At 32.3% G+C, this 6,655-nt stretch carries 8 protein-coding genes; 1 reads left to right on the top strand and 7 read right to left on the bottom strand.

Annotated features, from left to right (window positions below; translation table 11 throughout):
- Window positions 1-179: 179 nt before the first annotated feature.
- The 6 genes from ACW9W4_RS10470 to ACW9W4_RS10445 all read right to left on the bottom strand — a co-directional run bounded on the left by ACW9W4_RS10470 (window position 180) and on the right by ACW9W4_RS10445 (window position 4,641).
- The gene (locus ACW9W4_RS10470; protein WP_457762401.1) at window positions 180-350 is read right to left on the bottom strand and encodes a hypothetical protein; all 171 of its coding nucleotides are present in this window, start codon (window positions 348-350) and stop codon (window positions 180-182) included.
- Window positions 351-385: 35 nt separating this feature from the next.
- Complete coding sequence (locus ACW9W4_RS10465; protein WP_457762400.1) at window positions 386-712, bottom strand: hypothetical protein; 327 nt, start codon at window positions 710-712, stop codon at window positions 386-388.
- A 15-nt stretch (window positions 713-727) separates the two neighbouring features.
- Window positions 728-2,683 (bottom strand): hypothetical protein, encoded by a 1,956-nt coding sequence (locus ACW9W4_RS10460; protein WP_457762399.1) that lies wholly within the window; start codon window positions 2,681-2,683, stop codon window positions 728-730.
- Between the two features lie 108 nt (window positions 2,684-2,791).
- Complete coding sequence (locus ACW9W4_RS10455) at window positions 2,792-3,133, bottom strand: hypothetical protein (RefSeq protein ID WP_457762398.1); 342 nt, start codon at window positions 3,131-3,133, stop codon at window positions 2,792-2,794.
- Between the two features lie 230 nt (window positions 3,134-3,363).
- A complete protein-coding gene (locus ACW9W4_RS10450) occupies window positions 3,364-3,984 on the bottom strand; it encodes a transcriptional regulator (protein WP_457762397.1) in 621 nt (206 codons plus the stop codon).
- Between the two features lie 51 nt (window positions 3,985-4,035).
- Entirely contained in the window at window positions 4,036-4,641 is a 606-nt protein-coding gene (locus tag ACW9W4_RS10445) for a response regulator transcription factor (RefSeq protein WP_457762396.1), read from the bottom strand.
- Window positions 4,642-5,138: 497 nt separating this feature from the next.
- On the opposite strand from ACW9W4_RS10445, the gene ACW9W4_RS10440 reads away from it, so the two are divergent.
- Window positions 5,139-5,483: a phosphomannose isomerase type II C-terminal cupin domain gene (locus tag ACW9W4_RS10440; RefSeq protein ID WP_457762395.1), complete on the top strand. Its 345-nt coding sequence runs from the start codon at window positions 5,139-5,141 to the stop codon at window positions 5,481-5,483.
- 1 nt (window position 5,484) lies between these two features.
- Here the strand turns inward: ACW9W4_RS10440 and ACW9W4_RS10435 are convergent, their stop codons facing one another.
- Window positions 5,485-6,630 (bottom strand): glycosyltransferase, encoded by a 1,146-nt coding sequence (locus ACW9W4_RS10435; protein ID WP_457762394.1) that lies wholly within the window; start codon window positions 6,628-6,630, stop codon window positions 5,485-5,487.
- Window positions 6,631-6,655: the final 25 nt, after the last annotated feature.

Raw genomic sequence — 6,655 nt, 5'->3', positions numbered from 1 at the left:
GTGATCTAATGAAAAATGAGCCATAACGCCTGCAATTTTTTTCAATTTTGTTTTCATCAAAACTTGACTAATTTTGCCAGCCATAGTAACTAATATGAAAATAGATATTCATAGTGTTCTACACTACCTCAAGGGAAAAGCCCAATGAATATTGGGACAATATTGTATCCCAAAAACATCTAGGAATCATTTTCAGGGTTTTGAGAATTTTTGTTATTTCTTTTGTTAATGATTTTTTTAATTAAAATCATAATTACAATAATTCCAATACCCGCTCCAAGTAGCAAATGAATTGGTTCATAGTTGGACTGGAATTCTGCTGTGAAAAAAAGAGAAATTATATCAATCATTTCTTCACCATTGGTTCATGCATCATTATCTTAAACTAGATTCCAATTCCAACGTCACCCAATATTCTAAAATAATAATCCATGCCATCCTGCGAATATCTGAATTTAGTGTATCCATCAGATGAATCAAGTATTGCATAAAATGACTTTTGATCAGAGCAGTATAATTCGATAATTTTGCAAATAGTCTGCGCGTGAATTCCGGTAATTTGAGATGATTTTGATATTTCTTTTTGTATTAACTCTCGAATTTCTCGGTCTGTCAATAACGAGGTATTTTCTGGTGAAGATATCGCAATAACTACAATTGCAATTATTATTGCAGACGAAATACCTACACCTAATAAAACCTTAGAATTCATATCAATTGTTATCTATCAAGAAAATGCCAACCCCAAGTTAAGTAATTTAGAGGCAGTGATTGGACTTGTACAAATAGGAGAGTTATCAGAGTATTTGAAAAGCAATTCATATCCATCTTTGCAGTAATTATCATCAGAGACATCACCCTCAGGATTTACATTGATTTCAACATCTGCAACTTGGGAAACAGAGTTCATTCCAGTACCTATAGATATGAGTGCCACATATTGTCCAGTTTCTTGTGGAATCCAAGACAGTCCAACATTAAGAGTCTGATTTGAATTTAATGTGCCTGTCACCCATTTTGAAGGCTGGACTGTAATGTTATCATTATTTTTTATTTCAACCATGTATATGAAATTCTGTGAAGCATCATCAAAATTTGTAATGTCTGCTGCAACTTGTAATACTTGTTTTGATTTAATCTCATCAAACTTGTGGCCAAATGAATTAACTAGATCAACATCATCAAGATGTATTTTATTTGAATGTTCATGAAATGATACTTTGACAGGATTTGTTTTCTTTTCTTCAGTTATCAGTATAGGAGAGATCAGTGTTTCATTCAGATAATTCCAATCCACATCAATGCCAGGATTGTTCTCATAGCCTTTGACTATTTTTAATATTGAATTTTTTAGTTCCAGTTCAATGGAGGCCAGTTCATTAATCATCTCACTACTAATTTTTTCTGTGTTAGAATCAGATATTGCCCTTATTTCTGAAATAAGTCTAGTTACATCTTCCTTTGTGAGGGTTTCACCAATTTTGTAGTCTTTGATAATTTCTTGCATTTTTTGTTTTGCAGATAATTTCTCATCCTTGAGTTTATCATCATATTTTGTCTCCAATGTGCTCTTTTTGAGGTCAAATTCGGCATTAATTTGGAGAATTTTTTGATTTATTTCATATATTTCATCATGTGTGATTTTTTGTTTGTCTTTGCCAAGAACATACTCTGTAATGGTATGGACCTCTGCAATATTATCATCAATCATTTCTGTTGCAATAGATTCCAAAACACATTGGTATTTGGATGATTCAATATTGTAAATTACTCGGTAGCCTAAATCACAGTTTGTTCCAGGATTTACTTTTACATTTGAAACAGATGAAATGGCATCAGAGAGATTTTCATCGTGAACTATAATTCCCTTAATTCCATTATGAATCCATTTTTTAACAATAGATTCATCAACACAGGAAAAAGTCTCAGAAGTTACTCTAGATACCAATACCAAGCCATCAGCACATTGTGTATCCATATTTATTTCTGAATTTAGTTTTGATACATCATCTGAATTTGCCAATATGTAATTGGGTTGTAATTTATAATCGCTATACAAGTTACCCAACTTTGATTGTGTTGCAGCTGACATGTGTACTTGTCCTGTAGAGTTGAAGACTTGTTGTTCTGCATAATCTGCCAAATTATGTTTGACATTAAACTGTGAATTCATCTCTATTAATTCAATTTTTGGGGCAGATGCTATTTTGTGATATGCTTTTGTTGCCTCTTGCATTGTTCCGCCATTCATCAAAATGTTATTCATTGCAGTTCTTCCTGCATTTACCTTTTGTTCTTTAAATTCAAACTGATCCCAAAATACGCCTTGTACATAATCAGGTCTATTACTTACAAAATTATTAAATACATTTCTTGAAGAGAATCTTTCCCACTGTCTTTCCCATTCATCAAGATCCTGAGTTAATTGTTTGATTGACATCTCGCGCATTTTTTCTAGATTTTCTTGTGCTTGGTTCATCTCGTATTCTTTTTGTTTTAATTCCTCAATCATTTTTTTAGTCTGTCCTATCTTTTTGAGAATGTCTTGAGCTAAGGGGTTATTTTGAAGATCTTTTGAAAGGCTGGTCTGCTCTCCAGTATTTGCCGAATCTGCAAAAACAGGATTCATGATAAAAAATAGTGCAAAAATAGCTACAATTCCAAGAATAGCCAAACCACCCATGAAGGATCGATCGAATTTATGTATATAACAGGCGCTGATGATTTATCAGTAAAAATTTCAGTTTTACGCATAAGGTGTGAGATGATGAATATAGAAATAATTACAATATCAGTTAAAGTTCAATATCACTTGTTCGGCTGAGATGATTTCATCTTCTGCATAAGCAATTATGTAAAGAAGGGCATTACCATTTGCAAACGATGCAACATCATATAGGATTATTTCATCAATAGTGGTATTTTCTGAAAAATTAGGCATGCAGCTTACACATCCAACTTTATAATTAGACACCGAATCATCATGATTCCAGTTTATTTTTACAGTTGCAGTTTGCCCATCAACATCTAGAACATTTGTAACTATTTCATCAAGAGGTTCTGCAAATGCAGGCTGCATCACAAAAAAGAATGCAAATATAGCACTAATTCCAAAAATCCCCCAACTATTCATAAATTACTGTTTGAGTTTATCTATATAACAAGCACGTATAATTTATCAGTAAAAATTTCAGTTTTATTCATAAGTCTAAAGTAAAAGTCTAGTTTGTATTTTTTACTCAAATTTAATTTCAAAACTATGTTCCAAAATAGATTGGAATTCAGTCAAATCATATTGAAAATTATGTTATAAGAAAAAATAATCGTATATTTCCAGACAAATTATAAATACAGTTTTGTTTCTTATTTGCCGTAAACTGTTTGAAGTACAGTGCTATTTTCAATAACTTCATGTGTAAACTGTACGTTCACAGATACTTTGTTACTGAAATCAATATTCACATTATCAAACAGAGATTTGTATTTGTCAACGGTTCTTCGATTTTCTGTAAATTCATGTCCTGATTGTAGTAACAATCCTTGTTTGATTAAAGAATTGATTTTTCTATATCCTGATGTTTTAGGAATGTCCAATTTCTCTAGAATCTCTGCAATAGTCCATGGCTCTCCAATTGATGCGTTGAGAATCTTGGACATCTCATCATCGCTGAATGCCTTTAGAATGGATTGAGTGAGTGTAGGATCCGCTATTGTAAATCTGTTTTCAGATTTGTCTTTCTTAGATTTAATAGTACAAATCCCTTCAAGGAATTTCTTCTCTAAACCTTTAGCACCTGCCCCAAAAAATTCCCGTAAAACAGTGTCTAGTTTTTTAAAATCATTCATGGATTCCGTAATTGATATGCCATATTTTTCAAACAATCTATTTTGAATACTGCGATATGTTGTATCTCCCAAATGAACACAAATCATCCTTTCAAGGGACGTTGCAAAAAAAGTATCTACATCAGTCACGATATTCATCTCTTAATACTTTCATATTAATATTCATGCAAATCAGGACTGTTTTTTCAGTCAATCTTGTACAATCTCCGACAATTTACGAATATGGCTAGTATCGTTTTGTACAACCAACTCCAGTGCCCTTTGCATTTCATCTTGGTAGGATTGAATATTTTTTTTGGTGTTTACAATGTTGCATTCTTCAATGACAGGCAACTGTTTGAAGTTTCTATATTGAGGGTAGGTCACAGTACACGTGTACGAATTAATGTCATCTTTGAACTTGTATTGAATTTCAAATGGTGCAACAAAATAATTCTCCTCCAGAAAAATATCTGTGATGATCTGTTTTATTTCATGAGTGTCAAATGGCTTGTTAATTATTGGAACATGCAACAAATCAAAAAGATCAGAGTCACCTGCATCCATATTTCCTGTAACTACAACAAGTTTGGCATCAGGGTTCAAGTCCTTGATTGTTTCAACCACATAAGCCCCGTCATATTTTGGCATCTGCAAGTCAGTAAATACGATATCTGGCTTGTATTTTTTATAAAGCGGTGCTGCATCTTTTCCACTGTCAGCAGTTGCAAGGACATTCACATTAATCACACTCAATAATTCACAAAATACATCTACAATATCTTGATCATCATCAATAACAATGCAACTAGTCATTCCAGATATTCCTTGAATTCATTTTCATATTATATTCCCTTCATACTTTATATTATTATATTATTGTACTATTTCCCAATTTTGGGATTTTGTATAAAATCATGTCTGTCTATTTAATTACATTTTGATAAATATCACAATATCATAGAATATTTATTGAAATATTCATTTGATGAAAACCCTTTTTATGAATCTGAGGTGTCGATATCGATAAAAAAGATTGTTTCGTGTAAGGAATGCCTTTCAAGTGATGTTCTTTGTTGGTTTCATACAGAATCATTAAAAGAAAGTATTATCACAGATGTTCAAAACTGGATTAACGATAGTAAAGGGATTCAGAAAAAAGAAGTTTCTTAATTATTCTTTATCGATTATTTTATTTAAAGCGAAAAAGAATGAATCTTCCAAGATGTGGATTTTTAGTAGATTGTATAATCGCAGGATCTACAAAAACAAGATTCAAATGAAATATAACATTAAAAGGAATACGATTTTTGATGGAAATTAGCGATTTAGACAAGAAAATTAACAAGCCGTGGGGGTTTTTCGAGAAATTAACAGATAATGAGAAAACCACAGTCAAGATAATTTCAATTAATGCAGGTAACAGAACCAGTTTGCAGTTTCATGAGCATAGATCTGAAAAATGGTATGTTCTAAGCGGTGAAGGATATGCCATGAATCCAGATAAAAGAAAAATAATACAAGGTGACAAATTATTTGTTTCAAAAACTACCATTCATAGATTAGAAGCGAAAACAGATATGAAAATACTTGAAATATCTTTTGGAGATTTTGATGAATTAGATATCAAACGATTAGAAGACGATTATAATAGATAGACTAACTCCAAACTTTTTCTTGGAATGTCCATTTTTTGTTCAGTATAAAATTACTAAATGCTGCAGTTCCAACTGCCAATACTAATGAAATTGGATATATCACACTCAGCTCATCTACAAGATAATACACCATTCCAAGCTGTACTAACGCACCAATGGAACTAAATCCTGTAAACTTTCCATATTGAATTAAAGTTCTCTTCGTAGAAAAATCTCGATCCTCAAAAGTCCAATACTTGTTTAGAACAAAATTACTGGTAATTGAAAAAATAATTCCCATCATAGTAGCATGAAGATACCACATATCAGCATTCAAAGAAAATACCATTGATGCAAGATAGTTTATTCCAAGTCCTGACGCTCCAACTGTAAAGAATCTTGCAGCCTTTGAGAGAAATCTTACTGATGTGCGTTTTTCTTCTTTTCTTACTTGTCGTCCATACTTGTATAATTTCCAGACTGATTTACAATAATCTAGAATAGTAGATGCTCCAAGTTTGCTGTCCCCATATTGTCTGTCTGTAAACGTATAGGGCACTTCTTGAATTTTTACACCCTTTGTTTTTACCAAAATCTCTAGTAACATCTTGTATCCTATTGCGTCAAATTTCAATCCAGAAATAATATTTTTCCTGAATAAGAAAAATCCAGACATTGGATCTTTTGATGAAATCCCCAATCCTTTCTTTGCAATGCTTGTTGCAACTTTACTCATGAGTTTTCTCTTAAATGGCCAGCCCTGAATAGAGCCGCCCTTTACATATCTCGAGGCAATTACAATGTCACAACGGGTCTGCCTCAACGTATCTATCATTTTGGGTATTATGTGGGGCGGATGAGAAAAGTCTGAATCCATCACTACAATTGTACTGCCAGTTGCCTGCTGAATTCCGCTTAGTATTGCAGAGCTCAAGCCATCTTTTGCCTTTCTTTTGATTACATTAATTGTATGAGTTGTTTTTTCTTTTATTGAATGAAAATAGTCTTCAGCTATCTTTGCTGTCAAATCAGGTGAATTGTCATCCACTACAATTATTTCAGCCGTTAGATTACTCGGAATTGATTTTTGAATGCGCTCTAAAATTTCCTGAATGTTCTTTGATTCATTATATGTTGGTACAATAATAGATATTTCTGCTGACTGCAATAGAATGATTCTCAGCACTTTGGAT

The organism is Candidatus Nitrosopumilus sp. bin_7KS, assembly GCF_054095835.1.
The sequence above is the reverse complement of the archived record's forward strand: the minus strand, read 5'-3'. Positions and strand labels throughout refer to the sequence as shown.

Bases quoted from the DNA above. Each gene is read 5' to 3' on its own strand.
- ACW9W4_RS10450 (WP_457762397.1), bottom strand. From the start codon at position 3,984: ATGAATATCGTGACTGATGTAGATACTTTTTTTGCAACGTCCCTTGAA.
- ACW9W4_RS10445 (WP_457762396.1), bottom strand. From the start codon at position 4,641: ATGACTAGTTGCATTGTTATTGATGATGATCAAGATATTGTAGATGTA.
- ACW9W4_RS10460 (WP_457762399.1), bottom strand. From the start codon at position 2,683: ATGGGTGGTTTGGCTATTCTTGGAATTGTAGCTATTTTTGCACTATTT.
- ACW9W4_RS10455 (WP_457762398.1), bottom strand. From the start codon at position 3,133: ATGAATAGTTGGGGGATTTTTGGAATTAGTGCTATATTTGCATTCTTT.
- ACW9W4_RS10440 (WP_457762395.1), top strand. From the start codon at position 5,139: ATGGAAATTAGCGATTTAGACAAGAAAATTAACAAGCCGTGGGGGTTT.
- ACW9W4_RS10465 (WP_457762400.1), bottom strand. From the start codon at position 712: ATGAATTCTAAGGTTTTATTAGGTGTAGGTATTTCGTCTGCAATAATA.
- ACW9W4_RS10470 (WP_457762401.1), bottom strand. From the start codon at position 350: ATGATTGATATAATTTCTCTTTTTTTCACAGCAGAATTCCAGTCCAAC.